Raw genomic sequence first — 25,526 nt, forward strand, 5'->3', positions numbered from 1 at the left:
GGGTCGCCGGGCCGCTGACGCGCTGCGCCCCGCCGACCGCCGCCCGCCCCCTGCACCGCCTGGTGGCGCCACGCGCACGGCGTCCGGGCCGCTCACCGGTCTCAGTCGTCGTAGCTGTCGGCGAGCTGGCGCCGCTGGTGCTCGCGCCGGCTGTAGGTGGCCTCGCGGATCGCGCCGTCGCTGTCGAAGTTCGACCCCAGGGCTCCGGCCAGGGTGCCCAGGGACGCGGCCAGCCAGGACAGGTGCACGTAGTCGAGCAGGCCGACGGGATGGCCCAGCTGGGACTGGAGGTAGTCGGCCTCGATCACCGCCAGGCCCACGAGGAAGAGCAGCGACCACAGCAGCGCGTACATCATGACCACGCTCAGCCACACCGTGATGACGGTCGAAGCGTTGTCGGCCCCGGCCCGCCAGGGCTCGTCGGCGTTCCGGGGGCGGTTCCACAGACTGTTGTGGAAGATCAGCCATCCGCTCAGCGCGCCGGTGACCACCACGCTGATCATGGCCAGGCGCGCCGGGTGCAGGGCGTCGGACATGTTCCAGATGGACGCGTAGAAGATGCCGAACGCGCCGGTGGCCGCGGCGGCGGCCACACAGCTCGCCAGGGCCGGCAGCAGCCGCCCGGGGCGGTTGCTCACCACCATTCCGGCCAGCAGCCGCAGCCGGTTCCTCCGTCCGGGCAGCACGACGTAGGAGGCGTCCCCGTCCCCGGCCGGGTCCACCCGGCGCACCGCCGACCGGCCCAGGGCCAGCTGCACCGCCGACGGGGAGGGGTAGTCCTCCGTGCCGGCCCGGACGGACAGCACGAGGACGGACAGCAGCTCGCGGGCCTTGCGCGAGATGCGCACCGCCCCCAGTGCCGGCAACGACACCAGCGCCGCCGCGGCCTCGGCGCTCGCCTGGCACAGCATCGGGTTCCCGTCGTGAGACCGCGGGAGGTCCGTCAGGTAGACCACGTAGTCCCACCCGTACCGCTCGCGCAGCGGCCCGGACCGGTCGAGCAGGGGGATGTCGCCCTCCGCCGTCAGCGGCAGCGTCTCCTGGCTCACCTCGACCCTCCACGAGATGTCCGTCCCCGAGCCCTCCGACAGCGCCCGGGGCAGGTCCTCCGCGACCTCGCGGGCCACCTTCTCCGGCAGACCGGGGTCGGCCATGATCCCCACCGTCGTCGTCCGCATCGTCGTCCTTCCTCGTCGCGCGCACCGCTCGCGCACGGCCGCCCTGCGCACCCCGGGCCGCTCGCACGCGGCACGCTCCGCGCGAGAGCCTACCGCCCTCCCCTGGACCTGCTCGTCGGGATGCCTGCGGTGGGGCCGGGGACGTGCTGGGGCCGCTGCTCACCGGGCAGGGGGCGGACCGGGCCCCTCGCCGCCACGTCGATCGCAAATCATGGGCAACCCTGGTCAGCCCGGCGACCGTCGCCTAGCCTGGATCCGGGTTGAGCAACCAGCCCCGACACCTCTGGCCGAAGGGCTGTGCTCATGACCTCCTCCCCCTCCCTCCGCCGCCCCCCGGTGTCGGCGCCCGCCTCGTCCAGCACGCTGCTGACCCCGGACGAACCGTTCCCACTGGTTCTGGCGGAGCTGGAGCTCGCCGAGCTGCAGGTGCTGCACAGCCGCGTCACCCGCCAGCTCGAGCAGGAGTACCTCACCCGCCCGGAGGGTCCGCACCCGGTGACCCAGGACCGGTGCCAGGAACTGGTGGAGGAGCTCGACACCCGGCAGGGCTTCTTCGAACCGGCCGAGGATGGCTCCCCCGGGTCCCCGGCGGCCCCCGAGGACGTTCCCGCGTCCGTGCGACAGTGGTCCGCCGATGCGCAGCCGAAGGCCGCCGACGAGGTCGGCGCCCGGATCCACGACCTGTCCGAGGTGCACCCCGGGGACATGATCGCGCTGTGGCGCGACGGGCTCAGGCACTGCCTGGGCACCGTGGAGGAGGTCTGCCCGGCGCTGGGCGTCGTGTGGGTGCACGAGGCCGGGGACGGATTCCGGCGGATGATCCACGCCCAGGACGCCGAGCTGCGGCGGCACACCGCTCGCTGACGGGGCTGCGGCACCCCGGGCCGCCGGGGGCCGCCGCCGCACACCCGCGTCCACGCTCCCGTGCTGCTCTCCCGGGACCTGTGGGTCGCTTTGTGTACAGGCCCTTGTGGCCGCGGTCACGGAACGCTTAATCTGAGAACCGGTCCAGCAGGTGGCCGACGGAACAGCATGCGACGAAGGATGCTCCCATGGACCACAAGCTCTCCGTTCTTGTCCAGGTCGACCTGGACGGCCGCTACGTGCGGCTGCTGGTGACCGGTTGCCTGACCGAGGACAGCCAGCACGCCCTCTATCCTCTGATCCGGCGTGCCCGCACGCTGATCCCGCCGGTGACGGTCAGCGTCGACCTGACCGCGGCCGAGCACGTCGAGGCGGCCGCGGTCGAGCAGCTGCGCCGGGCGGCCGACCACGACCCCGCTCTGGAGGGCACCGGCCCGGTGGAGCTCCTGCTCCCCGCCGGTCTGCCCGACCACCCGGAGGCGCCCACCCGGATGACCCGTCATCTGCGGGCTCCCGGCTGGCTGGCCGCCTGACCCCGGGGCGGCCCGCGCCGCGGGGCTCGGTCCGGCCGGCGGCGGAGCGCCGCTCAGCCACCGGAGGAACTCGTGCCGGGGTCCTCACCCCGGCGCATGACCGGCAGGTGCTCGAGCCGGTGTGCGACGTCCGCGAGACGCGCACCGGTCCGGTGCAGCGCGGGCGCCGCTCGCCCCGGGGAACGGAGGGCGGCCCCGTCCACGAGGTCGCGGAGCCGGTCGAGGATCGACAGCGGTACGGCCGCGACGACGTTGCCGGGCGGTCGCCGGGCGACCACGGGGTGGGCGCGGGTGGGCGCGGTGCGGCGCACCACCTCCCAGACCAGGCCGAGAGCGCGCAGCCGGGCGCGGCCCAGCGCGGCCTGCAGCCGAGGGAGCAGGACGTCCTCCTCGTCGCGCACGTCCTCCCGCAGCACCTCGGCCAGCCGGTCGAGCAGGCACTCCCGAGCAGGGTCCCCGGGGGCCGTGGCCTCGAGCCGGGTGACGAGCTCGTTGACCTCCTGGTGCTCGCGCTCGACCTCCAGCGTCAGCTCGTGCCCGTCCGGCAGGACGCGCCGCAGCACGGGCCACAGGACGGCCTCCTCGGCGAAGGCGTGCGGGAACACGAGCCGGTGGAGCCGCAGCAGCACCCGCCCCTGCTCGGCGCCGTTCGCGTCCCGGAGCTGCTGCAGCAGGCGTTCGAGCTCGATGTGATCCTTCTTCTGCCGCGTGAGCACGCTCAGCCGGCCGCCGAGATCGCGGACGCTCTGCTCGGCGATGGACCTTCCCATGACGACCTCCTGGGCGCTCTCTGCTCTCGTGCTCCTCACGCCGCGAGCCCGGGCGTCGTGCCCGGGCCGCGGCGCCCGCCGTACGGCGCGAGCAGGCGGTCCGGCTGCGCGGGCCGGTGGCCGGGGAGCGGATCGGGGAGCAGGAGCTCCACCGGACCGTTCCCCTCCAGCATGGCGTCCTCGTCGAGGGTCCAGCGCAGCAGGTCCACCGCCGCGGCCTCGACGTGGTCGGCACCGGTCAGGTCGACCGTGACGGTCGCCGGGGGGATCAGCGTGCGGGCCCGCACGACGAACGGGCGCACGGCCTGCTGGTTGCGCTCGGTCAGGCATCCGCTCACGACCAGTCGCACGGAGGCGCTCAGGGGGTCGACCTGGACGAGGACGGCGGCGTGGTGGTCCATGGGTGCACCCTTCTTCGCGTGCGGACGGCGCGAGAACGTGTCCCGCGGTCGCGCCAGGTTAGGGAACACCCGGCACGTCCCACAAGGCGGTGTGCGTTTTCCGGCTCCGTGCCCCGCCGTCCGGCCGCCGACCGCGCACCGGCACCGTCGGGGACGGCTCGGGCACCGGCGGAGGCCGCTCACCCGTCGGCTGGGGGCAGTGCGGCGACCCAGGCCACGCCGGCGGCGACCTGGGCGATCCCGACGGCCCGCATCAGCCCGGGGTGCTCCACGAACACCGAGACCGCGCGGCGCACGGGGACCGGCCCGATCTGCCACCGGGCGGCGTGCCGGGACGGGAACAGCGCGGCGACCACGCCGTCGCCGATGGTCATGATCGCGATGCTCTCGGCGATACGGGTCTTCACGACAGCCTCCGGCGGGATCGGGATCGGGATCGGGATCGGGATCGGGGTGGCCCGGTCCGGCTTGGCCGTGGGCGCTCTGCGGCGCATTCCGTCGGACCGGACTCCCCTGCCAGTCTGCCGCGCCGCGGCCCCGGTGCCCAGCACGGTCCGCAATGCGTCGGCCGGAGACGGCTCGACCCCGCCGCGGCGCGGTGCCGGAGCGGGGTCGAATCGGGAGGGGACCTGTCAGAGGTTGGCCTTGCGGGGAGCGGGCGCCTGGCCGGCCGCGACCTGGAACCGCATCCGCGGGTCCCGCTCGTGGCGCAGCGTGGTGATGTCCCGGCCGAACACGAAGTTCAGGGCCCACTCGGTGAAGACGCGGGCCTTGCGGTCCAGGGTGGGGATCGCGTAGCCGTGGTAGAGCCGGTGCATCGCCCAGGCGGCGACGCCGGAGAACTCGAGGCCCTTCTCCGGCAGACCCGGGAGGTTCTTGATGCTGGCCACGCCCTTGTAGAGGCCGAGCCCGGCGACCGCGCCGAGGTTCTCGTGGTAGTAGTCCTGGAGCGGCTTGCCGGCGCGAACGGCCATGATGTTCTTGGCCATCGTGTGCGCCTGGCGCACCGCGTGCTGGGCGTTGGGCACGCAGAACCCGCCGACGCCCCCACCGGTGAGGTCCGGGACGGCCGCGACGTCACCGGCGGTCCAGGCGCCCTCGAGGGGGCCGTCGTCGCCGGTGATCCGCAGATCGGCGCCGGCGCGGACGCGGCCGCGCTCGTCCAGCGGGAAGTCGGTGTTGCGCACGAGCGGGTTGGCCTGCACGCCCGCGGTCCAGATGAGCGTGTCGGTGTCGAACTCGCCGGCCGAGGACTTGTCCCGCATGTCGACGAGCTTCAGGTGCTTGTCCACCGCGGAGTCCAGCGACGTGTTGAGCAGCACCTCGATGCCGCGGCTGCGCAGGTGCGCCACGACCTTCTCGGCACGGTCCTCGGACACCTCGGGCATGATCCGGCCCATGGCCTCGATGAGCACGAAACGCACGTCGGAGGCCGTGAGCCGCCCGTTGCGGTCGACCGCGGTGCGGGCCATGTCCTCGATCTCGGCGATGGTCTCGGTGCCGGCGTAGCCGCCGCCGACCACCACGAAGGTCAGCGCCCGGCGCTTGGCGTCCGCGTCGGTGGTGAGCGAGGCGACCTCGATGCGCTCGAGCACCCAGTTGCGCACCGCGACGGCCTCCTCGATGGTCTTGAGGCCGATGCCGTTCTCGGCGAGGCCCTCGATCGGGAAGGCGCGGGTGACGGAGCCGCCGGCGATGACGATCTCGTCGTAGGCCAGATCGAAGGTCTCGCCCTCGTCGATGCCCTTGACGGTCGCGACCCGGTTCGCGTGGTCGACCCCGAGCACGTGCCCGGTGACGATCTCGCTGTCCTTGAGGTGCTGGCGGAAGGGCACCACCGCGCTGCGTGCAGAGATGTTGCCGCCGGCCACCTCGGGAAGGAACGGGAGGTACATCATGTACGGGTTGGGATCCACGACGGTGACGATCCCGCCGGAGTCCTTGATCCGCTTCTGCAGTTCCTGCGCCACCGTGAAGCCGACGTAGCCGCCGCCGACGACCAGAAGGCGAGGACGGTCCTTAGCCAGTTGAATGAAAGACATGCCCCCGAGTCTACTCAGAAACCTGCCGGCCCCAGACCTCGTGCGGGACGCACGGTACCGTGTTCCGGCACCGCGTCAGGACCGGCCGCCCGCGTCATCGCGCACGATGTGGCGGATGTGCACCACCGCGCCGGCGGTCAGGCCCAGCACGAGCAGCCCGAAGCCCGTGAGCACGATCACGGGCAGCAGCCCGGTCTCGTCGATCGGGGCGACCGGTTCGGGCGGGGCCACCTCGGCCTCGACCTCCTCGGTGACGGGCGCGGCGCTCTCCGAGGGCGTCGCGCTGGGCGTGGCCGCGGCGCTGCGGCGGTGTACCCGCACCCACTGCTGCATGCTGCCGAGCGGGTTGGCCTCGACCTCGGGGACGTCATCGGTCAGGGCGGCCTCGACGTCCAGCACCCCGTAGCCGTAGAGCGGGTCCTTCCCGGGGGCCCCGGTGTCCCGGGCGGTGGAGATGATCCGGTTGGCGACCTGGGCGGAGCTCATCTCGGGCCACTTCGCCTTGATCAGCGCGGCGGTGCCCGCCACGACGGGGGCGGACGCGGAGGTCCCGGCCCACGAGGCGTAGCGGTCGCCGGGGATGGCGCCGACCATGTCCTCGGAGGGACCCGCGACGGCGATGGAGATGCCCTGCGAGGAGGACTCCCAGCTCGCCTCCCCGCTGCGGCCGACGCCGCCCACCGTCAGCACCCCGGGGATGGTGGCCGGGGCGCCGACCTGGACGAGGCCGGAGCCCCGGTTGCCCGCGGAGGCGACGACGAGCACGTCCTTCTCCTCGGCGTAGAGGAAGGCCTCGTCCCAGCTCTCGGGCCAGGAGGTGGTGTTGGAGCCCACGGACATGTTGATGACGTCCGCGCCGTGGTCCACGGCCCACCGGACGGCGTCCGGGAGCTGCTCGTCGACGCTGCGCACCTCCGAGGTCTCCCCGCCCAGCCACGTGGACACGGCGAGCACCTCCGCGTCCGGGGCCACGCCGATCACCCCGGCGGGGCGGCCCGGCGCGTCGTCGTCGCGCCCGCCCGGGGCCACGTGTCCCCTTCCCGCGGCGACGGAGGCCACCAGGGTGCCGTGCTCGGGCTCCGTGCCGAGGCCGTCCTGGCCGTCGGGGGCGCCCCCGCCCGAGACGTCGGTGCCGCCGACCACGGCGCCCTCGAGGTCCTGGTGGGACCCGTCCACCCCGGTGTCGATCACCGCGATCCGCACGCCCTCGCCCGTGGACTCCTCCCAGGCCTCGCGGACACCGTACTCGTCCAGCCAGTACTGCAGGGGGCGGATGCCGTCCTCGGCGATCCGGGAGGTGTCCGGTGCGGGGGTGGCGCCCTCACGGGGCACCGGGGCCACGGTGACGGGGTCCTCGATCGGGATGCTGGGCGCGGGGGCACCGGGGCGGGCGTGGGCCGGGCCCGTCGCGACGGCGCCGGCCACGGCGCACGCGGCCGCCGCGGCGCCCCAGCGCGCCGCGGCGCAGCGGCGCGGGGTGCGGGAGCGGGCGGAGGTGGAGGTCATGGGTCCTTCCGGGCCGAGGCCGGTCAGCCGACCTGGGACAGGGCGATCCCGTCCAAAATATCGTGCTCGCTGGCGATCGCCGTGCACACGCGGCCACCGGTGACGAGCCCGACCCGCTCCACCACCCGTCGCCACACCAGGGCGCCCGCACCGATGACGTCGACCCGGCCCTCGTGCATGTAGGGCAGCGCGGCGCGCTCCTGCCGGGTCATGGCCGTGATCGCCCGGCAGGCCCGGTCGATCCGCTCGGCCGTGAGCTCGGTCCCGTCGATGGCCTCGGGGTCGTAGGCGGAGAGCTCCAGCGCGTGCGCGGTGACGGTGGTGATCGTCCCGGCCACCCCGACGAGGTGGGTGGCCTCGGCGAGCGGGACCGTCTGCTGGACGATGTCCAGGGCCCGGTCGACGTCGCGCAGGAGAGCCGCCTGCTGCTCCGGCGTGGGCGGGTTGGCGCCCAGGTGGCGCTCGGTCAGACGGACGCAGCCGATGTCCACGCTGCGCTCCGCGCGCACCCCCCGGGAGTTACCGAGCACGAACTCGGTGGACCCGCCGCCGAGGTCGACCACGAGCACCCGGTCCTCGGGATCGTTGCCGGGCACGGCCGCCGAGGCACCGAGGAAGGACAGGTCCGCCTCCTCGTCCCCGGTGATCACCTCGGGGCTCACGCCGAGCCGCTCGCGGATCCCGGCGAGGAAGACGTCCCGGTTGCCGGCGTCGCGCGTGGCGCTCGTGGCCACGAAGCGCAGCCGCTCCACGTCGTGCTGCTCCAGCAGCCCGGCGTACTCCTCGGCGGCCGCGAACGTGCGCTCGAGGGCCGCCTCGGCCAACCAGCCGGTGGCGTCCACGCCCTGGCCGAGCCGGACCACGCGCATCTCCCGCACGAGGTCGTCGAGGACGGTGCGCCCCTCCTCCTCCCGGGTGTCGGCGACGAGCAGTCGGATGGAGTTGGTGCCGCAGTCGATGGCGCCTACGCGCATGGGTCGTCCTCGGGGTGAAGGGGGGCTGGATGGAAGGAGCGGGCGGAGGAGCGGGAGGGCCCTGGGGCCTCAGACCTCGCGCCAGGCGGGGTCGCAGTGGCACGCCCCGGGCGTCCACCACTCGGCGATCGCGTCGAGCGTCTCGTCGCCGAGCACGTTCACGCCGCGGCCCGCGGCGAGCGAGTGACCGGCGAGCACGTGCAGGCACTTGACCCGCACGGGCATCCCGCCGGCGGAGATGCCCTCGATCTCGGGCACGGGCCCGGTGCCGGCCTCGGCCCCGATCCGGGCGCGCTCGGCGAGGTAGTCCTCGTGCGCGGCACGGTGGGCCGCGGCGAGCTCCTCGTCCGCGGCGACGCGGTCCGACATCTCGTACATCAGGCCGCCGGCCTCGAGCCGGGACACCGCGGCGGTGATGACGGGATGGGCCAGGTAGAACACGGTGGGGAACGGGGTCCCGCTGGCCAGCCGGGGCGCCGTGGCCGCCACCAGCGGGTTCCCGCACGTGCAGCGGGCCGGGATCTCCACGACGTCGCGGACCGGGCGCCCGAGCTGGCGCGAGAGGACCTGCAGGTCCAGGGCCGTGGGCTCGACGGTCGCGGCCGTCACCCCGAGCCCCCGGGGGGACGGCGTCCCGCCCGTGCCGTCGCCGGGTTCGTGTCCGTGCTGGGAGTTCACGCCGTTCCTCACTCCGCGGCCGTGCCGCGGCTGTCCGTCGCCGCGTCCTGCGGCTCGTCGGTCCCGTCCGCCGGGGCGGTCGGGACGGTGTCGTCCGTCCGGTCGGGAGTCCCGCCGGTGCTGTCGGTGCGGTCCGCCGTTGGCCCTGCCGTCCCGGTGCTGCGGGCCTCCTCGTAGGCGGAGACCACCACGGACTGCCAGAGGGCGTCCACCCACGCCGGCTTCTCGGCCTCCACCTGGGCGGCCGAGGAGTCCACCACGGCGCCGTCCATCTCCTCGGCGCCGACCACGAGGTAGGACCGCTCCCCCGGCATGACGTAGAGGAGCCGGTCCCGGGCCTGCTGCTTGACGTAGGTCTCGTCCGACCACTGCTCCACCTGGTCCTCCAGGGACGCCTGCTCGGCCTCCATCTCCGCGATGGCCTGCTCGAGAGCGGCGATCTCCGCGCGCTGCTCGAGCCAGATCTTGGTGGTCGGCGCCGCCAGGAAGACGATGAGCACGGTCACGAGCGTGAGGATCAGGAACCGGCCGCTGAAGGTCCGGGCGGGGGTGGGCGATCCCACGGCGCTGGAGCCGGTGCCCTGGCCGGGCTCGCTCCCGCGGGCACCCGGTGCAGCGCCCCGCGCGGCGTCCCGGCCGCCGAGCAGGCGGCTGGTGCGGGGACGCGGAGCGGGCATGAGGACCTCACGGGGGGAAGGGCGGGGACGGGGACCAGTGTAGCGCTCGCGGGCGGGCGGGCGGCCCGTGCGGCGGCCGGGCCGGCGGGGCCGGCCCGGTCGCCGCGGTGCGTCACTGCGCGGTGTAGCGCGGGAACGCGGAGGCGCCGGCGTAGCGTGCGGCGTCGCCGAGCTCCTCCTCGATGCGCAGCAGCTGGTTGTACTTCGCCACGCGCTCGGAGCGGGCCGGCGCGCCGGTCTTGATCTGCCCCGCGTTGGTGGCCACCGCGATGTCCGCGATCGTGGTGTCCTCGGTCTCGCCCGAGCGGTGCGAGATCATGCAGTGGAACATGTGCCGCTGGGCCAGGGAGATGGCGTCGAAGGTTTCCGTGAGGGAGCCGATCTGGTTGACCTTCACCAGCAGCGCGTTGCCGGCGCCCTCCTCGATGCCGCGGGAGAGCCGCTCCGGGTTGGTGACGAACAGGTCGTCGCCGACGATCTGCACCTTGGTGCCCACGGAGGCGGTCAGGGTCTGCCAGCCCTCCCAGTCGTCCTCGTCCAGCGGGTCCTCGATCGAGACGATCGGGTAGTCCCGCACGAGCTCCTCGTAGTAGGTGGTCATCTCCGCGGCGCTCAGCTGCTTGCCCTCGAAGCTGTACGAGCCGTTCTCGAAGAACTCGGAGGAGGCGACGTCGAGGGCGAGCGCCACGTCGGTGCCCACGGTGTAGCCGGCCTTCTCGATCGCCTCGGAGATCAGGTCCAGGGCGGCACGGTTGGACTCGAGGTTCGGGGCGAAGCCGCCCTCGTCGCCCAGCCCGGTGGCCAGTCCGCGCTCCTTGAGCACGGCCTTGAGGGAGTGGTAGACCTCCACGCCGATGCGCAGGGCCTCGGAGAAGGTCGGCGCGCCGATCGGGGCGATCATGAACTCCTGGATGTCCACGTTGGAGTCCGCGTGGGAGCCGCCGTTGAGGATGTTCATCATGGGCACCGGCAGCACGTGGGCGTTGGGCCCGCCGAGGTACTTGTAGAGCTCCAGGTCGGACGCGTTCGCGGCGGCGCGGGCCACGGCGAGGGAGACGCCCAGGATCGCGTTGGCGCCGAGGCCGCCCTTGTTGTCCGTCCCGTCGAGGTCGAGCATGGTTTGGTCGACCAGGCGCTGGTCGGTGGCGTCGAGGCCGATCACGGCCTCGGCGATCTCCTCGTCCACCGCCTTCACGGCGTCGAGGACGCCCTTGCCGAGGTACACCTTCTGGTCGCCGTCGCGGCGCTCCACGGCCTCGAAGGCTCCGGTCGAGGCGCCCGAGGGAACGGCCGCGCGGCCGTAGCTGCCGTCCTCCAGCAGGACCTCGACCTCCACGGTCGGGTTGCCCCGGGAGTCGAGGATCTGGCGGGCGTGCACTGCGGTGATCATGGCCATGTGTTGCTCCTGACGTTGGTGCTGGCGTTCGTGCTGACGGTGGTGCGGAGACGGGACGCGCGGGAGACCGGTGCCCGGCACCGGCCGGGCACGTGCCCGCCGTGAGCGGGTACCCCGCCGGATCCAGCCTAGCGACTCGTCGCGGCCTGGTCCCTGCCGGCCGCGTCCCGGAACGGGCTCAGTCCCCCTCCCGGGCGGCGGCGTACGCGCGGGCGGCGCCGCGCAGGGCCCGCTCGGCGTCGAGGCCCCGGGCCGAGGCGGTGCGCACCAGCGCGAACAGCGCCTCGCCCAGCTCCTCCTCGGTGGACGGGCCGGAGGCCTCCTCCCCGTGGGGGGCGGCGGGCTCGAGGTCGTGCTTGCGGGCCCGGGCGAGCGTCTTCTCCGCCAGGGCCAGGGCGGGCAGGTGGGGCGGGATGCCGTCGAAGGGCCCGGTCCGCTCGGGCTTCTCCGCCTTCTTGAGGTCCTCCCAGCGGGAGTGCAGCTGGTCGAGGGTCTGCTCCCCCGCCACGTCCCCGGAAGCGCCCGGGTCGAAGACGTGCGGGTGACGGCGCACCAGCTTGGCCGTGATGGCCTCGAGCACGTCCGCGACGTCGAACCCGCCCTCCGCCCGGGGGCGCTCCTGGGCGACCCGCGCGTGGAAGACCACCTGGAGCAGGACGTCGCCGAGCTCCTCGACCAGCAGGGACGCGTGGGCGGCGGCCCCGCCCTCGGCCTCGATCGCCTCGACCACCTCGTAGGCCTCCTCCACGAGGTAGCGCACGAGGGACTCGTGGGTCTGCTGCCCGTCCCAGGCGCACCCGCCCGGGGAGCGCAGCCGGTCCATGACCGCCACGAGCTCCGCGAATCGCTGTGCGGTCCGCTCCGGGACCCCGAGTCCCGCGGAGACGTCGTCCGTGCCGTGCCCCTGGCTCATCCGTGCATCCCTTCGAAGCCCTCCGTGATCATCCCGTCCAGCGCGCTGCGGTCCTCCAGCGGGAGGAACGCGGCGGCGGCGGCGTTGCGCTGCAGCCGCTCCAGGTCGTCGAGCCCGTAGCCGAAGTGCGCGACGAGGAACGCGAGCTCGTCCGTGACCGTGGTGCCGCTCATCAGCCGGTTGTCCGGGGAGATCGTCACCGTGAAGCCCGTGCGGTAGAGCATGTCCACCGGGTGCCGGGCCGGGCTGTCGCCGAAGGCGGCCACCGCGCCGGTCTGGAGGTTGGACGTGGGGCAGACCTCGAGGGCGATGCCCCGGTCCCGGACCCACTCCGCCGTCCGGCCGAGCGTGACGACCGCGACGCCGTCCTCCTCCTCGATCTCGATGTCCTCCGCGATGCGCACCCCGTGCCCCAGCCGCAGGGCGCGGCCCGTGGCCAGCGCGTCCCGGATGGAGCAGATGCCCGCCGCCTCACCGGCGTGCAGGGTCACGGGCACCAGCTCGTCCGCGAGCAGCTCGAGGGCCGCGCGGTGCCGCACCGGCGGGAAGCCGTCCTCGGGCCCGGCGAGGTCGAAGGCCACGACGCCGCGGTCCCGGTTGTCGACCACGAGGCGGGCCACCTCGAGGGAGCGGTCCGCGTGGCGCATGGCGCACAGGATCTGGGTGACGGAGACGACGTGCCCGGCGTCCTCCGCGGCGAGCACGCCCTCGGAGAGACCCAGCCGGACGGCCTCGACGGCCTCGGCCATCGACAGCCCGCCCGCGGTGTGCTGCTCAGGGGCCCACCGCACCTCGGCGTGCACGACGCCGTCGGCCACGAGGTCCTCGACGTACTCCCGGGCGCAGCGCACGAGGGCCTCGGGGGTCTGCAGCACGGCCACCGTGTGCTCGAACGTCTCGAGGTAGCGCACCAGCGACCCGGAGTCGGCGCTGGTCCGCACCCACCGGCCGAAGGCATCGGGCTCCTCGACCGGCAGCCGGTGCCCGGCCGCGGCGGCCAGCTCGACCACCGTGGCCGGGCGCAGGGCGCCGTCGAGGTGGTCGTGCAGGCACACCTTGGGCAGGTCGCGGAGGACGCGGCCCGGCACGCGGGCCGGACCGCGGTCGGCGGAGTTCAGCATGACGGGCTCAGTAGTTCCAGTCCTGCAGCGCCTCGTTCATGTGCTGCGGGATGTTCGCCCCGGTCCGCGGGTACATGCGCAGCTCCTCGAGGTAGTTCTGCGCGGGCAGCCGCTCCTCGTAGCGCACGAAGGCCTCCTCGTCCGCGTAGTCGAAGGACACCTCCGGGGGGATGCCCGGCCGGAAGCGGAACATCATGGCCAGCGGGGCGCCCGCGCCCTCCACGTAGGACTCGTCCTTGAGCTCCTGCACGTGCAGCAGCTCCTCCGGGACCAGGTCGAAGGTGCGGCGCTGGTCCCAGAAGCCGTTCTTGCGCACGTGCGTGAGGGCGTCGTAGTAGGTGCCCAGGGCGCGGATCCGCACGAGGACGGTCGAGACGTCCATCGCCGTGCCGTCCTCGCCGAACAGCCGCCGCTGGGCGGCCGAGAGCCGGCGCAGGACGTCGGCCTCCTTGAGCACGAGGTTGCCCGTGGCGAGCGCGTCCTGGGAGGGGCGGTCCGCGATCCCGGACGGCGCGCGGTAGGACGGGGAGACGTCGGTGGACACGGCCGTCTCGGGCGCCGAGGAGTCCTGGTCCTCGCCGCCCGAGGTGCCGGCCGCGACGGCGGCGGCGGCCGCGGCACCCGCGCCCGTCGGGGCGGGCGGCTCGACGTCCTCGTGCCACTCCTCGTGGTCCACGTGGTCGGGGACGCGCTGCCCGTCGTCGGGCTCCCGGTCGTGCGCGGGCCCGGGTGCCGGGACGGACCCGGCCGGGGACGCGGCGGGGCCGTCGGTCCCGGTGACGACGGGGGTGCCGCTGGTCACGGTCTCGGGCTCGGCGGTCTCCGGCTCGGCGGTCTCCGGCGTCCCGTCCCCGGGGCGGGCGTCGCCCTGGGTGCGCGGCACGCCGGTCCCCTGCTCGTGCGCCGGGGCCTCCGGGGCGTGCTGCTCGGCGTCGCCGTCGGTCCCGACGGCGCTCGCCGGAGGGGCCGGGGTGGGACGGCCCGACCGCCAGGTCTGCACGTCCTCGGCGCCGTCGGCGAACCCGTAGGTCGCCACGACGGGACGGACCCCGTCCTGCTCGGGGCCGACCTCGATGCGGGCGTTCTGCCACGGGCCGCGCGGGGAGGACATGGCCTCGCTGTAGAGGTCGGCCACTGGGTCGAACAGCGGCGAGTCCTGGTCCACGGTGCCCGACTCCACGGACGGGGCCACGTCGCCCACGGACTGCTCCGTCTGGTGCGTCATGGTGTTGCCGCGCTGGACCAGCGTGAGCACGGCGCGGTCGGCGCCCCGGGACGTCAGCCGCTGCACGAGCACCGCCAGCGGTCCCTCCGAGGGCAGCGGGCGGGCCTGCCCCGGCTCGCGCTCCTCGCGCTCCTCGTGCTCCGGCGCCGCCGGGGCGGGTGCATCGGCGCTCCCGTCGGCGGAGCCGGGCCGGCCGGCCGGCGGAGCGGCCGGCCGGTCCTCCGGCGCCGTCTCCTGCCGCGGCGTCCCGTCACCGGTGTTCTTCCGGAAAATGCCTCGCAGACCCAACTGGACCCACCCTTCTGAGCGTGTGCGCACGCCCTCGGTTCTCGTTTCGCGCTGGTTCTCCCCGCAGTATAGGCGGGCCTGCGGGGACCGCCCCGGGGGTGTCAGCGCACGGTCTCGAGGAGCACCCCGTGCCCCGTCCCGGCCCCGGAGGCCGCGGGCAGCACCACGGCGGCGCCCTCGAGGGCATCGCGGGCCCGGGCGAAGCGCTCGGGGGTGTCCGTGCGCAGGGTCAGCAGCGGCTGGCCGGCCCGGACGGTGTCGCCCGGCTTGGCGTGCAGCAGGACCCCGGCGCCGGCCTGGACCGGGTCCTCCCGCCGGGCGCGGCCCGCGCCGAGGCGCCAGGAGGCCACCCCGACCTTGTAGGCGTCGAGCTCGGCGAGCACGCCGTCGGCCTCCGCCGTGACGGTCTCGGACTCCCGGGCCTGCGGCAGCGGGGCGTCGGGGTCCCCGCCCTGGGCGGAGATCATGGCCCGCCAGGCATCCATCGCCCGCCCGTCCCGCAGCGCCTCCGCGGGGTCGGCATCGGGGATCCCGGAGGCGGCCAGCATCTCCGCCGCGAGCGCCACGGTGAGCTCCACGACGTCGGCCGGGCCTCCCCCGGCGAGCACGTCCACGGACTCCTGGACCTCCACGGCGTTGCCGACCGCCAGGCCCAGGGGCGTGGACATGTCGGTGAGCAGCGCGGTGGTCGTGACGCCGGCGTCCGTGCCGAGGTCGACCATCGTGCGGGCCAGCTCGCGGGCGGACGCGAGGTCCTTCATGAAGGCGCCGGAGCCGACCTTGACGTCGAGCACGAGGGACTGGGTCCCCTCGGCGATCTTCTTGGACATGATCGAGGACGCGATGAGCGGGATGGACTCCACGGTGCCGGTGACGTCCCGCAGCGCGTAGAGCTTCTTGTCGGCCGGCGCCAGGCCGGAGCCCGCCGCGCAGATCACCGCGCCGACGTCGCGCAGCTGGTCCATCATCTCGGTGTTGGTCAGCGCCGCCCGCCAGCCGGGGATCGACTCGAGCTTGTCGAGGGTGCCGCCGGTGTGGCCGAGCCCGCGGCCGGACAGCTGCGGGACGGCCACCCCGTAGACCGCCACGAGCGGTGCCAGCGGCAGCGTGATCTTGTCCCCCACGCCGCCGGTCGAGTGCTTGTCCGTGGTGGCCGTGCGGGCCCCCGAGCGCACGAGGTCCGAGAAGTCCATCCGCTCCCCCGAGGCGATCATCGCCCGGGTCCAGCCGGCGATCTCGTCGCGGTCCATGCCGCGCAGGAAGATCGCCATGGCCAGGGCGCTCATCTGCTCCTCGGCCACCACCCCGCGGGTGTAGGCGTCCAGGACCCACGCGATCTGCCCGGGCGAGAGCGCCCCGCCGTCGCGCTTGGTCCGGATGACGTCGACGGCGTCGAACTGCTCGGTCATGGGGTTTCCTTTCGGAGAGGTCGGTGCGGGGCCGTCGCGGGTGCTCGGGCCCGTCGGAGGTGCCCAGGGGCGTCAGAGGTTCTCGGGGCCGAAGGCGTCGGGCAGGACCTCGGCCATGGTGCGCACCCCGGAGACGGTGAGCAGGCGCAGGCCGGGTGCCCGGTGCTCGTGGAGCAGCTGGCGGCAGCGACCGCAGGGCATCAGGACCTCGCCCCGGGCGTCGACGCAGACGAAGGCGGTCAGCCGGCCGCCCCCGGACATGTGCAGCGCGGAGACCAGGGAGCACTCCGCGCACAGCGTCAGCCCGTAGGAGGCGTTCTCCACGTTGCACCCGGAGACCACCCGCCCGTCCTCGGTCAGGGCGGCCGCGCCCACGGGGAAGCGGGAGTACGGGACGTAGGCGTGCTCGCGGGCGGCGACGGCGGCCGCGCGCAGCCGGTCCCAGTCGACGCCCCCGCCCTCCGCGGTCGCGTCCTCGGCCGGGGTCGTGTGCTCGTTCATGGTGCGCTCACTCCTTGGTGTAGGGCTGGCCCGAGGCCGCCGGGGCGCGGGAGGCGCCCACGAGCCCGGCCACGGCCAGGATCGTCACGACGTACGGGAGCATGGCCAGGAACTGGCTGGGCACCGGGGTGCCCAGGAAGGACAGGATCGACTGCAGGTTGGACGCGAAGCCGAACAGCAGGGACGCCAGCAGCGCCCCGATGGGGTTCCACCGGCCGAAGATCAGCGCGGCCAGGGCGATGTATCCGGCGCCCGAGGTCATGTCCCGGGTGAACGCGGAGACGGAGACCAGGGTGTAGAACGCCCCGCCGATGCCGGCGACCATGCCGCCGAGCACCACGTTGCGGAAGCGCAGCGCGTTGACCTTCACGCCCAGGGTGTCCGCGGCCTTGGGGTGCTCGCCCACGGCCCGGGTGCGCAGCCCCCAGCGGGTCCGGTACAGGGCGAACCACACCACGGCCACCGCCGCGTACATGAGGTAGCCGATCACGGACTGGTCGAAGAGGATCGGACCGAGCACGGGGATCTCGGAGAGCACGGGCACGGCGAAGCGCGGCAGCCGCGGCGGGGAGTTGAACACGCTCGCGTTCGCCTCCAGCACCGTGGCGAAGAGGAAGCCGGTCAGGCCGGAGACCAGCACGTTGAGCACCACGCCCACGATCACCTGGTTGACCTTGTAGCCGATCGAGAAGACGGCGAGCACGAGCGAGACCAGGCCCGCGCCCACCACGGCCGCCAGCAGCCCCACCCAGGCGCTGCCCGAGAGAGATCCGGCCACGGCCGCGGAGAAGGCGCCGAACAGCAGCTGGCCCTCGATCGCGATGTTCACGACTCCGGAGCGCTCGCACAGCAGTCCGCCCAGGGAGCCGAAGATCAGCGGGATGGCCAGTGCCACGGACCCGGCCAGCAGCCCGGACAGGGACACGTCCGGGGTGCGCGAGCTGCCCACGACCCACACGAGGAAGCCGGTCACGAAGAAGAAGCCGAACCCCAGCACCGCCCACCGGGGCAGGTGTGCCCCGGCCCGCGCACGCACGAGGGCGAGGACGGTCAGGCCGGCCAGCACGGCCACCGTGAGCCAGCCCCAGACGACGCCGTTGACCGCGAGGTCGGGCACCCGGAAGAGGTCGCCGGCCTCGGAGACGCGGAAGGAGACCCGGTTGTCCGGGGCGTTGAGCCCGAACAGGACGAGCGCCACGGCGCTCAGCAGGGCCAGGACCACCGGGGTGCGCCAGCTCGTCACGCCCACGACCTCGTTGGCCGCCGCCGTGGACAGCTCGGACTCGGCCGGGGCGGTCGCGGTGCCCGCGGCCGTGCTGCCGCCGGCCCAGGGCGCGCTGTCGCGCTGCGGTGTCGGTTCCTGCGAGCTCATGCCCGGCCCCCCTCGGTGGCGGTGGTGGCGCCCCGGCCGCGCCGGGACCGGAGCCGGCCGGTCCTCAGCAGCGGCGGCAGGGCGATGAATAGCACGATCAGGGACTGCACGACCAGCACGATGTCGATGTTCGTGCCGGTCATCGACTGCATCGTGACGCCCCCGGCGCGGAACGCGCCGTAGAGCAGGCCGGCGAAGAACGTCCCCCACGGCTTGGACCGGCCCAGCAGCGCCACCGTGATGGCGTCGAAGCCGAAGGACGCGGCGACCCCTGCGGTCAGGGCCCGCTCGGTGCCGGCCACCTGCGCGACGCCCGCGAGGCCGGCCAGCGCCCCCGCGAGCAGCATGACGACGACGAAGCCGCGCGTGACGGAGATCCCGGCGGTCCGGGCGGCGCGGGGGTTGGCGCCCACGGCGCGCAGCTCGAAGCCCACCGTGGAGCGGTGCAGCAGCCACGCCACGAACACCGTGGCGAGGATCGCCAGCACGAACCCCCAGTGCAGCCGGAACTCATCGCCCAGCAGCCGCGGGAACATCGCGGTCTCCGCGAGCTGCGGGCTCACCGGGTTCGAGGACCCGGGGCGCAGGAACGCGGGCCGGGTCAGAAGGTAGGCGACCAGGTTCAGCGCGATGTAGTTGAGCATGATCGTGAGGATCACCTCGTGGGCGCCGGTGCGGGCCTTGAGCAGCCCGACGATCCCGCCCCACAGCGCCCCGCCCACGGCCCCCGCGAGGACCACGGCGAGCAGGTGCACGCCCGCCGGCAGCTGCCACGTGAAGCCGACCCAGGCGGCGAGGGTCGCGCCGATGAGCAGCTGGCCCTGGGCGCCGATGTTGAACAGCCCGGCCCGGAAGGCCACGGCCACGCCGAGGCCGGCGAGGACCAGCGGCGTGGCCACGGTCAGGGTCTCCGTGAGCGGGTAGATGCGCTGGGTGAAGGTGTTGCCGTTGGGGTTGTAGACGGCGCCGTAGAACATGGCCTCGTAGGCGGCGGACGCGGCGGCCCACATCGCGCCGAGCGTGTCCCCAGGGCGGGCGAAGAAGTATCCCGCGGCGTCGGCGACCCGCTCGTCGGTCAGGGCGATCAGCAGCCCGCCCAGCACCAGCGCCGCGACGATCGCGAGCACCGACTGCAGCGCCGAGCCGAGCCAGGTGCGCCGCGAGGCGTCGGGCGTGGTGGCCGTGGGCGGCGGCGCGCTCTGCTGGTCGGCGGCCGCGGGGGCCGTTCCGGTGGCGCTCATGCCTGCTCCTTCGTGTGCTGCGCGGTGTGCTGCGGGGCGGAGGCGCGGGCCTCCTCGGCGGTGGCCCCGGCCATCATCTGGCCCAGGACGTCCCGCGGGGTGTCCTGGCCGACGATCCCCATGATCCGGCCGTGGAAGAAGACCGCGATGCGGTCCGCGAGCGCGTAGACCTCGTCGAGCTCGGTCGAGACGATGAGCACGGGCACGCCCTTGTCCCGCTCGGCGACGATCTGCTCGTGGATGAACTCGATCGACCCGACGTCCACCCCGCGGGTGGGCTGGGAGGCCAGGAAGAGCTCGAGGGGCCTCGACAGCTCCCGGGCGATGACGACCTTCTGCTGGTTGCCGCCGGAGAGCGTCTGCACGGGGGCGTCCACGGACGGGGTGCGCACGTCGAACTGCTCCACCGCGCGGCGGGCGTTGGCCTGGACCTCGCCGAGGCGCAGGGAGGGCCCGCGGGAGAAGCGGTCGTCGCCGTAGAGGTCCAGCACGAGGTTCTCGGCGACGGTGAAGGGGCCCACGAGCCCGTCCGTGGAGCGGTCCTCCGGGACGAAGCCCACGCCCGCCGCGAGGACCTGGCGCACCGACTTCCCGAGCAGCTCCGTGCCGCCCAGCCGGACCGAGCCGGTGGCGCGCTCCCGCAGGCCCAGGATCGACTCGGCGAGCTCGGTCTGGCCGTTGCCCTGCACACCGGCCACCGCGAGGATCTCGCCGCGGGCCACGTCGAAGGTGACGTCGTCGAGCAGCTTCACGCCGTTGTCCCCGACCACGGTGAGCCCGGTGACCTCGAGGGCCCGCTCCCCCGGCTCGGCCTCGTCCTTGGCCACCGTGAGGGACACGTCGCGGCCCACCATCAGGGCGGCGAGCTCGGAGGTCGAGGCCTCCGGGGAGGTCTGCCCCACCACCCGGCCGCGGCGGACCACGGTGATGACGTCCGAGATCTCCTTGACCTCCCGCAGCTTGTGGGAGATGAACAGGATCGACCGGCCCGAGCTGCGCAGCTGGCGCATGATCTCGAGCAGCTCGTCGGTCTCGCGCGGGGTGAGCACCGCGGTGGGCTCGTCCAGGATGAGCACCTGGGCCTCCCGCACGAGGGCCTTGATGATCTCGACGCGCTGCTGCACGCCCACGGGGAGGTCCTCCACGACGGCGTCGGGGTCCACGTGGAAGCCGTAGCGGTCGGAGATCTCCCGGATCCGGCGCCGGGTGGTCTCCAGGTCCAGCGTCGCGCCCCTCGTGCTCTCCGCGCCGAGCGCGACGTTCTCCGCGACCGTGAACACGGGCACGAGCATGAAGTGCTGGTGCACCATGCCGATCCCGGCGGCCATGGCGTCGCCGGGGCCCTTGAAGGACACCTCGGCGCCGTCCACCAGGATGCGGCCCTCGGTGGGGCGGTAGAGCCCGTACAGGACGTTCATCAGGGTGGACTTGCCCGCCCCGTTCTCCCCGAGCAGGCAGTGGATCTGCCCGGGCTCGACGACGAGGTCGATGTCCTCGTTGGCCGCGAAGGCGCCGAACCGCTTGGTGATGGACTGCAGCTCGAGCTTCATGGTGGTCCTCCTCCTGGGCCTGGTGCGGCCCCGGGCGGGCACGCCACCGCCGCCAGGAGCGGCCGGGGGCCGTGCTGGCGGCGGTGGGTGCGGTGGTCGCCGTCGTCCGGGGTCAGGCCTGCGGCGAGTTCTCGGACTCGACGGCGATGGTGCCGTCGACGATGTCCTGCTTGAGCTGCTCGACCTCGGCCGCGAGCTCCTCGCCCACGGCCTCCTCCTGGTCGTGGTAGGGCGCGATGCCCACGCCGTCGTTCTCGAGGGTCCCGACGTAGGGCTCGCTGCTGAACTCGCCCTCCGCGGCGGACTCCGCGACGTCCTGCACGGAGGTGCTCATCTGCTTGAGCACGGAGGTCAGCTGGTACTGCTGGCCCTGGTCGAGCGTCTCGTAGCCGTCGGCGTCGACCCACACGAAGCGGACCTCGTTGCCGCCGTCGTTGGCGGCGACCACGGCGTCGAGGGTGCCCAGGGCGGCCTGGCCGGCCACGGGCATCACGATGTCCGCGCCCTCGTTGATGAAGTTCTGCGTGGTGGTCTTCGCCGCGGAGGTGTCGGTGAAGCTGTTGACGAAGGTGCCGTCCTGGGCCTCCTTGTCCCAGCCCAGCAGCTCGACGTTCTCGCCCTTGGTCTCGTTGTAGTGGGCGATGCCGTCCGCGAAGCCGTCCATGAACACCGTCACGGTGGGGATGTCCATGCCGCCGTAGGTGGCGACCTTGCCGGTCTCGGTGGTGCCGGCCGCGACGTAGCCGGCGAGGAACGCCGCCTCGGCCGTGTTGTAGACCAGCGGCTTGACGTTGTCGAGGTCGATCGAGGCGTCGTCCACGATGGCGAAGTTCGCGTCCGGGTTGGCCTCGGCGGCCTCCCGGGTGGCGTCCGCGAGGAGGAAGCCGACGGCGACGGTCAGGTCGCAGCCCTGCTGGACCATGGAGTTGAGGTTCGGCACGAAGTCGGTCTCGGCCTGGGACTCCGCCTGCTGGACCTCGATGCCCATGGACTCCTTCGCGGCCTGCAGGCCCTCGTAGGAGTTCTGGTTGAACGAGCGGTCCTGGAACCCCCCGGAGTCGGAGACGATGCAGCCCGTGAAGTCGGTGGCCTGCTCCTGCGCCTCCCCGCCCTCCTCGGGTGCGGCGCCGCACCCGGCCAGGACCAGGGCGGAGGCGCCGAGCAGTGCGGCGGCGGAGAGGGAGCGGGATCCTCGGGGCGTCCGGGGTGAGAAGGTCATGGTTCCTCCAGGAGACGGGGGTGACCCGGCCGCGGGCAACGGGTCGCGTCCGCGCGGTGTGGCGCGACGTGGTGCCATTCTACCCACGGGTACGGGCGGCGGCCGGGTGCCGAGGCTAATTCGGGCTGACGTCGGGGCGCGTCTCGCGCGAGTGCAGGCGGATGGCGCGCAGGGCGGTGTTGGCCATGACCTGGACGCCGCAGCCGATGGCCGCCTCGTCGGCCACGTAGTCCGACTGGTGCAGGTCGTAGGTGTGCCCGCCCCGGGTCCGGGTGCCCAGGCGCATCATCGCCCCGGGGACCTCCTGCAGGAACCACGCGAAGTCCTCCCCGCCCATCGACTGGTGCACCAGCACCACCGCGTCCTCGCCCAGCTCCGCGCGGGCGGCGTTCTCGATCAGCGTGGTCTCGACCTCCCCGTTGACCACCGGGGGGACGCCGCGGATGTGCTCCAGCGCCACGTCCACCCCGTAGGGCGCCGCGACCTGGTGCACGACCTCGTCGAGCAGGGTCCCGGCCCGGTGCCAGGCGTCGGCGTCGAGGCAGCGCATGGTCCCGGACATGAAGCCCGTGGCGGGGATGGCGTTGGGGGCCACGCCGGCGTGCATCTGCCCCCACACCACGGCCACCCCCGAGCGGACGTCGATCCGCCGCGAGAGCACGGCGGGGACGTTGATGGCGATCTGGGACATCGCGTAGACGAGGTCCTGCGTGAGGTGCGGGCGGGAGGTGTGCCCGCCGCGGCCGGTGAACTCGATCCGCACGGTGTCCGAGGCGGAGGTGATGGCCCCGATCCGGGTGCCCACCTGGCCGACGTCCACCTTGGGCTCGCAGTGCAGGGCGAACATCCGCGGCACGCCCTCCAGCACGCCCTGGCGGATCACGGTGAGCGCGCCGCCGGGCAGCTGCTCCTCCGCGGGCTGGAAGACGATCCGCACGGTGCCGGCGATGTGGGCGGTGCGGTGCAGGTCCGCGAGCACCTTGGCCACGCCCACCATCACGGTGGCGTGGATGTCGTGGCCGCAGGAGTGGGCCACGCCGTCGTTGACGGAGGAGCAGTCGAGGCCCGTGGCCTCCTGGATGGGCAGCGCGTCGATGTCCGCCCGCAGGCCCACGGCCAGGGGCCCGTGGCCGATGTCCACGTAGCACCCGGTGTCGGAGAGCCGCACGGGGTTCAGGCCCATGTTCTCCAGGGCTGCGACGATCCGGTCGGTGGTGCGGAACTCCTGGTAGGACAGCTCCGGGTGCCGGTGCAGGTCCCGCCGGAAGGTGATCAGGTCCGGCAGGAACCGCTTGAGCAGGGGGCCGATGGCCGGCGGGAGGCCGGCCTCCAGGGCTGCGGCAGGAGAGGACGCGTCAGGCATCTGTCCAGGGTACTCCGGGCCGCGCGCGGCCCAGGACGTTCACAGCACGTCCGTGTTGCCGCTCTGCTTGAGCGAGGCCACGGCGTCCTTGACCCGCTGCGCGTGCTCCTGCGTGGTCACCAGCAGGGCGTCGGGGGTGTCGACGACGACGATGTCCTGCACCCCGATCAGCGCGATCATCCGGCCCGTGTCGGAGACGACGATGCCCGTGGAGCTGTCGGCGAGCACCCGGCTGTTGTCGCCCAGCACGGTGACGTGCGGGTCGCTCTGCGGGTCGACGTGGTTGAGCCGGCTGATCGCGGCGAAGTCCCCGACGTCGTCCCAGGTGAAGGTCGCGGGCACCATGGCGACGTCCCCGGCCGCCGCCGCGGGCTCGGCCACGGCGTAGTCGATGGCGATCTTGGGCAGGCCGGGCCAGACGCGGTCGACCACCTCGTCCTGGGCGGGGGTGCCCCAGGCGTCGGCGATCTCGGCCAGTCCCGCGTGCAGCGCGGGCTCGCTCGCGGCGAGGTGGCGCAGCATCAGGGAGGCGGGGGCCACGAACATCCCGGCGTTCCAGGTGTAGTTGCCGCTGTGCACGTAGGCGCGGGCGGTGGGCTCGTCCGGCTTCTCCACGAACTCCTCGACCTGCAGGGCGCGCGGTGCGTCCTCCAGCCCGAGGCCCTCGCCGGCGCGGATGTAGCCGAAGCCGGTGGCCGGGGAGCTCGGCGGGATGCCGATGGTCGCGATCCGGCCGGAGGCCGCGACCGCCACCGCCTCCCGGACCACGTCCTGGAACGCCTCGGCGGGCTCGATCACGTGGTCGGCCGCGAAGGAGCCGATGATCGCCTCGGGGTCCGTGCGCTCGATGAGCATGCAGGCGAGGCCGATGGCCGCCGCCGAGTCCTTGGGGGACGGCTCGAGCACCAGGTCACCCGCGGAGAGCTCCGGCAGCTGCCGGCAGACCGCCGGGGCGTGCGTGCGCCCGGTCACGACCATGACCCGTCCGCCGCTGAGCCCGGCGAGCCGGTCGTAGGTCGCCCGGAGCAGCGAGGAGCCCGACCCGGTGAGGTCCAGCAGGAACTTCGGGGCGTCGGCCCGGGAGAGCGGCCACAGCCGGGAGCCGACTCCTCCGGCGGGGATGAAGGGGTGGAAGTGCTCGAGTGGGGAGGTCACACGCAACACCATACGATGCCGGCGCCGGCAGGACGGAAAACCGCGTCCGCCCACGGCGAGATCCGTGTCCTCGCAGCGGACAAGCTGTCAGTAAACAGCCTTCGTCCTGGTATCGTGGAAGGGAACTCGCGCAACATCCGACACAGAGCCCGGAGGGCTCCGCTCACGTCCTGCGCAGTGCGAATTCCCCGTTTTTCAAGAGCGCACGACGGCGAGCGACTCAGGGAGGTTTTTCAGTGGCGAAGACATCCAAGGGCACCTTGTACCGCGGCCAGGTCCATGGCCAGTGGTCGTGGGTCGCCCACCGCATCACCGGCGTGGCCATCTTCTTCTTTCTTCTGGTCCACGTCCTGGACACCGCGCTCGTGCGGGTCTCGCCCGAGGCCTACAACGCGGTCATGGAGACCTACAAGAACCCGATCATGGGCCTCGGCGAGGCCGGTCTGGTGGCGGCCATCGTCTACCACGCCTTCAACGGCCTGCGCATCATCCTCGTCGACTTCTGGTCGAACGGCACCAAGTACCAGAAGCAGATGCTCTGGGGCGTCCTCGCGCTGTGGCTGGTCGTGATGGTCCCGTTCCTCGTCCGGCACCTCTCCAACATCTTCCACCTCAACATCTTCGGGGGTTAATCTCATGAGCACTCCGCTCAAGGCAAGCATCTCGGTCCCCCGGAGCAAGGACCTCGAGGTCAACGGCGTCAAGTACAACCGCTCCTCCTCCCGCCGCAACAACTTCGAGATGTACGCGTGGCTGTTCATGCGCTTCTCCGGCGTGGTCCTGCTCGTGCTGGTCTTCGTCCACCTGTGGGTCAACCTCGTCTCCCCCGAGGGCGGGGTCGAGGCCGTGGACTTCGCGTTCGTCGCCGGCAAGTGGGCCAGCCCGTTCTGGCAGGTCTTCGACATGCTCCTGCTGTGGCTGGCGATGCTGCACGGCACCAACGGGCTGCGCGTGATCATCGACGACTACGCCGAGAGGGACCGCACCCGGTTCTGGCTGAAGGTCTTCCTCTTCACCACCTCCGCCTTCGTGATCCTGCTGGGCACCCTGGTGATCTTCACCTTCGAGCCCTGCCCCGTCGGCGCGGACCCGGCCCTGCTGGCCTCCTTCTGCACCGCGGCCTGAGACCGGTGGAAGGCGGTCCGCCCGG

Annotated in this window: 25 protein-coding genes; 4 read left to right on the forward strand and 21 right to left on the reverse strand. The window is 73.4% G+C overall.

What is annotated here, in order from left to right:
* Nucleotides 1-101: 101 nt before the first annotated feature.
* Nucleotides 102-1,178: a hypothetical protein gene (locus RE027_RS09580; RefSeq protein ID WP_368808026.1), complete on the reverse strand. Its 1,077-nt coding sequence runs from the start codon at nucleotides 1,176-1,178 to the stop codon at nucleotides 102-104.
* Between the two features lie 303 nt (nucleotides 1,179-1,481).
* On the opposite strand from RE027_RS09580, the gene RE027_RS09585 reads away from it, so the two are divergent.
* Complete coding sequence (locus RE027_RS09585) at nucleotides 1,482-2,042, forward strand: hypothetical protein (protein ID WP_368808027.1); 561 nt, start codon at nucleotides 1,482-1,484, stop codon at nucleotides 2,040-2,042.
* A 188-nt stretch (nucleotides 2,043-2,230) separates the two neighbouring features.
* Nucleotides 2,231-2,575, forward strand: coding sequence for a hypothetical protein (locus RE027_RS09590; RefSeq protein ID WP_368808028.1), 345 nt, complete (start codon nucleotides 2,231-2,233; stop codon nucleotides 2,573-2,575).
* A 53-nt stretch (nucleotides 2,576-2,628) separates the two neighbouring features.
* On the opposite strand, the gene RE027_RS09595 is transcribed toward RE027_RS09590, so the two are convergent.
* From RE027_RS09595 to RE027_RS09690, 20 genes are all read right to left on the reverse strand, one after another.
* Complete coding sequence (locus RE027_RS09595) at nucleotides 2,629-3,345, reverse strand: hemerythrin domain-containing protein (protein WP_368808029.1); 717 nt, start codon at nucleotides 3,343-3,345, stop codon at nucleotides 2,629-2,631.
* Nucleotides 3,346-3,380: 35 nt separating this feature from the next.
* A complete protein-coding gene (locus tag RE027_RS09600; protein WP_368808030.1) occupies nucleotides 3,381-3,746 on the reverse strand; it encodes a hypothetical protein in 366 nt (121 codons plus the stop codon).
* A gap of 179 nt (nucleotides 3,747-3,925) precedes the next feature.
* Nucleotides 3,926-4,153 carry a hypothetical protein gene (locus tag RE027_RS09605; RefSeq protein ID WP_368808031.1) on the reverse strand — a complete coding sequence of 76 codons (228 nt, stop codon included), beginning with the start codon at nucleotides 4,151-4,153 and terminating at the stop codon, nucleotides 3,926-3,928.
* Nucleotides 4,154-4,378: 225 nt separating this feature from the next.
* A complete protein-coding gene (locus RE027_RS09610; protein WP_368808032.1) occupies nucleotides 4,379-5,788 on the reverse strand; it encodes an NAD(P)/FAD-dependent oxidoreductase in 1,410 nt (469 codons plus the stop codon).
* A 75-nt stretch (nucleotides 5,789-5,863) separates the two neighbouring features.
* A complete protein-coding gene (locus tag RE027_RS09615) occupies nucleotides 5,864-7,294 on the reverse strand; it encodes a S8 family serine peptidase (RefSeq protein WP_368808033.1) in 1,431 nt (476 codons plus the stop codon).
* Between the two features lie 23 nt (nucleotides 7,295-7,317).
* Entirely contained in the window at nucleotides 7,318-8,268 is a 951-nt protein-coding gene (locus RE027_RS09620) for a Ppx/GppA phosphatase family protein (protein WP_368808034.1), read from the reverse strand.
* 69 nt (nucleotides 8,269-8,337) lie between these two features.
* Nucleotides 8,338-8,946 (reverse strand): DUF501 domain-containing protein, encoded by a 609-nt coding sequence (locus RE027_RS09625; protein WP_438612429.1) that lies wholly within the window; start codon nucleotides 8,944-8,946, stop codon nucleotides 8,338-8,340.
* A gap of 8 nt (nucleotides 8,947-8,954) precedes the next feature.
* On the reverse strand, nucleotides 8,955-9,623 hold the full coding sequence (locus RE027_RS09630; RefSeq protein ID WP_368808035.1) for an FtsB family cell division protein: 669 nt from the start codon (nucleotides 9,621-9,623) through the stop codon (nucleotides 8,955-8,957).
* Nucleotides 9,624-9,735: 112 nt separating this feature from the next.
* A complete protein-coding gene (gene eno / locus RE027_RS09635) occupies nucleotides 9,736-11,019 on the reverse strand; it encodes a phosphopyruvate hydratase (protein ID WP_368808036.1) in 1,284 nt (427 codons plus the stop codon).
* Nucleotides 11,020-11,197: 178 nt separating this feature from the next.
* Nucleotides 11,198-11,932, reverse strand: a complete 735-nt coding sequence (locus RE027_RS09640; RefSeq protein ID WP_368808037.1) for a MazG nucleotide pyrophosphohydrolase domain-containing protein — start codon at nucleotides 11,930-11,932, stop codon at nucleotides 11,198-11,200.
* Nucleotides 11,929-13,053, reverse strand: coding sequence for an adenosine deaminase (locus RE027_RS09645; protein WP_368808038.1), 1,125 nt, complete (start codon nucleotides 13,051-13,053; stop codon nucleotides 11,929-11,931). The genes RE027_RS09640 and RE027_RS09645 overlap by 4 nt, the downstream gene beginning before the upstream one ends.
* Before the next feature lie 7 nt (nucleotides 13,054-13,060).
* Nucleotides 13,061-14,596: a hypothetical protein gene (locus RE027_RS09650; protein WP_368808039.1), complete on the reverse strand. Its 1,536-nt coding sequence runs from the start codon at nucleotides 14,594-14,596 to the stop codon at nucleotides 13,061-13,063.
* A gap of 71 nt (nucleotides 14,597-14,667) precedes the next feature.
* Nucleotides 14,668-15,975, reverse strand: coding sequence for a thymidine phosphorylase (locus RE027_RS09655; RefSeq protein WP_368808040.1), 1,308 nt, complete (start codon nucleotides 15,973-15,975; stop codon nucleotides 14,668-14,670).
* Between the two features lie 72 nt (nucleotides 15,976-16,047).
* A complete protein-coding gene (locus tag RE027_RS09660; RefSeq protein WP_368808041.1) occupies nucleotides 16,048-16,476 on the reverse strand; it encodes a cytidine deaminase in 429 nt (142 codons plus the stop codon).
* Between the two features lie 7 nt (nucleotides 16,477-16,483).
* A complete protein-coding gene (locus RE027_RS09665; RefSeq protein ID WP_368808042.1) occupies nucleotides 16,484-17,848 on the reverse strand; it encodes an ABC transporter permease in 1,365 nt (454 codons plus the stop codon).
* The gene (locus tag RE027_RS09670; RefSeq protein ID WP_368808043.1) at nucleotides 17,845-19,089 is read right to left on the reverse strand and encodes an ABC transporter permease; all 1,245 of its coding nucleotides are present in this window, start codon (nucleotides 19,087-19,089) and stop codon (nucleotides 17,845-17,847) included. Before RE027_RS09670 ends, RE027_RS09665 begins: the two co-directional genes overlap by 4 nt.
* Nucleotides 19,086-20,639, reverse strand: coding sequence for an ABC transporter ATP-binding protein (locus RE027_RS09675; protein WP_368808044.1), 1,554 nt, complete (start codon nucleotides 20,637-20,639; stop codon nucleotides 19,086-19,088). The genes RE027_RS09670 and RE027_RS09675 overlap by 4 nt, the downstream gene beginning before the upstream one ends.
* Nucleotides 20,640-20,751: 112 nt before the next feature.
* Nucleotides 20,752-21,858 carry a BMP family lipoprotein gene (locus RE027_RS09680; RefSeq protein WP_368808045.1) on the reverse strand — a complete coding sequence of 369 codons (1,107 nt, stop codon included), beginning with the start codon at nucleotides 21,856-21,858 and terminating at the stop codon, nucleotides 20,752-20,754.
* Between the two features lie 115 nt (nucleotides 21,859-21,973).
* A complete protein-coding gene (locus tag RE027_RS09685) occupies nucleotides 21,974-23,221 on the reverse strand; it encodes an amidohydrolase (RefSeq protein ID WP_368808046.1) in 1,248 nt (415 codons plus the stop codon).
* A 39-nt stretch (nucleotides 23,222-23,260) separates the two neighbouring features.
* Nucleotides 23,261-24,388 (reverse strand): mannose-1-phosphate guanylyltransferase, encoded by a 1,128-nt coding sequence (locus RE027_RS09690; protein WP_368808047.1) that lies wholly within the window; start codon nucleotides 24,386-24,388, stop codon nucleotides 23,261-23,263.
* Between the two features lie 224 nt (nucleotides 24,389-24,612).
* Between RE027_RS09690 and sdhC the strand changes: the two genes are divergently transcribed.
* Both sdhC and RE027_RS09700 read left to right on the forward strand, forming a co-directional pair.
* Complete coding sequence (sdhC, locus tag RE027_RS09695; RefSeq protein WP_368808048.1) at nucleotides 24,613-25,008, forward strand: succinate dehydrogenase, cytochrome b556 subunit; 396 nt, start codon at nucleotides 24,613-24,615, stop codon at nucleotides 25,006-25,008.
* A gap of 4 nt (nucleotides 25,009-25,012) precedes the next feature.
* A complete protein-coding gene (locus RE027_RS09700; RefSeq protein WP_368808049.1) occupies nucleotides 25,013-25,501 on the forward strand; it encodes a succinate dehydrogenase hydrophobic membrane anchor subunit in 489 nt (162 codons plus the stop codon).
* The last annotated feature ends 25 nt before the right edge of the window (nucleotides 25,502-25,526 follow it).

The organism is Kocuria sabuli, assembly GCF_040981185.1.
Lineage (GTDB): Bacteria > Actinomycetota > Actinomycetes > Actinomycetales > Micrococcaceae > Kocuria > Kocuria sabuli.

What these genes read in the sequence shown, in the direction of transcription:
- RE027_RS09610 (WP_368808032.1), bottom strand. Translation starts at nt 5,788, where the DNA reads ATGTCTTTCATTCAACTGGCTAAGGACCGTCCTCGCCTTCTGGTCGTC.
- RE027_RS09615 (WP_368808033.1), bottom strand. Translation starts at nt 7,294, where the DNA reads ATGACCTCCACCTCCGCCCGCTCCCGCACCCCGCGCCGCTGCGCCGCG.
- RE027_RS09690 (WP_368808047.1), bottom strand. Translation starts at nt 24,388, where the DNA reads ATGGTGTTGCGTGTGACCTCCCCACTCGAGCACTTCCACCCCTTCATC.
- RE027_RS09585 (WP_368808027.1), top strand. Translation starts at nt 1,482, where the DNA reads ATGACCTCCTCCCCCTCCCTCCGCCGCCCCCCGGTGTCGGCGCCCGCC.
- RE027_RS09600 (WP_368808030.1), bottom strand. Translation starts at nt 3,746, where the DNA reads ATGGACCACCACGCCGCCGTCCTCGTCCAGGTCGACCCCCTGAGCGCC.
- RE027_RS09580 (WP_368808026.1), bottom strand. Translation starts at nt 1,178, where the DNA reads ATGCGGACGACGACGGTGGGGATCATGGCCGACCCCGGTCTGCCGGAG.
- RE027_RS09590 (WP_368808028.1), top strand. Translation starts at nt 2,231, where the DNA reads ATGGACCACAAGCTCTCCGTTCTTGTCCAGGTCGACCTGGACGGCCGC.
- RE027_RS09630 (WP_368808035.1), bottom strand. Translation starts at nt 9,623, where the DNA reads ATGCCCGCTCCGCGTCCCCGCACCAGCCGCCTGCTCGGCGGCCGGGAC.
- RE027_RS09685 (WP_368808046.1), bottom strand. Translation starts at nt 23,221, where the DNA reads ATGCCTGACGCGTCCTCTCCTGCCGCAGCCCTGGAGGCCGGCCTCCCG.
- RE027_RS09670 (WP_368808043.1), bottom strand. Translation starts at nt 19,089, where the DNA reads ATGAGCGCCACCGGAACGGCCCCCGCGGCCGCCGACCAGCAGAGCGCG.
- RE027_RS09640 (WP_368808037.1), bottom strand. Translation starts at nt 11,932, where the DNA reads ATGAGCCAGGGGCACGGCACGGACGACGTCTCCGCGGGACTCGGGGTC.
- RE027_RS09680 (WP_368808045.1), bottom strand. Translation starts at nt 21,858, where the DNA reads ATGACCTTCTCACCCCGGACGCCCCGAGGATCCCGCTCCCTCTCCGCC.
- RE027_RS09700 (WP_368808049.1), top strand. Translation starts at nt 25,013, where the DNA reads ATGAGCACTCCGCTCAAGGCAAGCATCTCGGTCCCCCGGAGCAAGGAC.
- RE027_RS09660 (WP_368808041.1), bottom strand. Translation starts at nt 16,476, where the DNA reads ATGAACGAGCACACGACCCCGGCCGAGGACGCGACCGCGGAGGGCGGG.
- RE027_RS09675 (WP_368808044.1), bottom strand. Translation starts at nt 20,639, where the DNA reads ATGAAGCTCGAGCTGCAGTCCATCACCAAGCGGTTCGGCGCCTTCGCG.
- RE027_RS09595 (WP_368808029.1), bottom strand. Translation starts at nt 3,345, where the DNA reads ATGGGAAGGTCCATCGCCGAGCAGAGCGTCCGCGATCTCGGCGGCCGG.
- RE027_RS09645 (WP_368808038.1), bottom strand. Translation starts at nt 13,053, where the DNA reads ATGCTGAACTCCGCCGACCGCGGTCCGGCCCGCGTGCCGGGCCGCGTC.
- RE027_RS09665 (WP_368808042.1), bottom strand. Translation starts at nt 17,848, where the DNA reads ATGAGCTCGCAGGAACCGACACCGCAGCGCGACAGCGCGCCCTGGGCC.
- eno (WP_368808036.1), bottom strand. Translation starts at nt 11,019, where the DNA reads ATGGCCATGATCACCGCAGTGCACGCCCGCCAGATCCTCGACTCCCGG.
- RE027_RS09655 (WP_368808040.1), bottom strand. Translation starts at nt 15,975, where the DNA reads ATGACCGAGCAGTTCGACGCCGTCGACGTCATCCGGACCAAGCGCGAC.
- RE027_RS09620 (WP_368808034.1), bottom strand. Translation starts at nt 8,268, where the DNA reads ATGCGCGTAGGCGCCATCGACTGCGGCACCAACTCCATCCGACTGCTC.